1 protein-coding gene and 1 pseudogene are annotated in these 451 nt (G+C 28.8%); one reads left to right on the top strand and one right to left on the bottom strand.

Going from position 1 to position 451, the window contains the following annotated elements:
• A partial coding sequence (locus IC173_RS20430; protein WP_227856213.1) for a hypothetical protein occupies window positions 1-197 on the top strand: 197 nt, incomplete at its 5' end.
• Between the two features lie 73 nt (window positions 198-270).
• Here the strand turns inward: IC173_RS20430 and IC173_RS20435 are convergent.
• A pseudogene (locus tag IC173_RS20435) lies at window positions 271-451 on the bottom strand (N-acetylmuramoyl-L-alanine amidase); the annotation flags it as partial.

Raw genomic sequence — 451 nt, forward strand, 5'->3', positions numbered from 1 at the left:
TAGGGGGATTGCTTATGTTTAATGATATGATTGATGAATGTATTCACATAATGACTGCATATATTGCTAATTTAAAAGAATATTATTCATTCATAGAAACTCAGCTTGATGATTTCATTAAAAAATATGGAGAAGATATTGTAGAGTCTTGCCTTCATAGAATAATGATTTTGTTGTGCGAGTGTGCTTTAGTATAAAATTTAACCCATTAAAATAGATAAGAAGAATCTTATATAAAATTCGTCTTACCTATTTTAGTGTATGTCAATTCTATAACTTTTCTTTTACAAACTCTCTAGCTCTATCCATAGTTAACCATACATCATCAGCATATATCTGAGTAAACTTTTCTCCTGTGGTCTTACTCATTTCTTTCATCTTATTACAAGTTACTCCACCAATTACATACAGATTTTGTGTTTGATGTGGCTTATAGTCTTTTATATCTACC

This window comes from Clostridioides sp. ES-S-0048-02 (assembly GCF_020658495.1).
GTDB lineage: Bacteria > Bacillota > Clostridia > Peptostreptococcales > Peptostreptococcaceae > Clostridioides.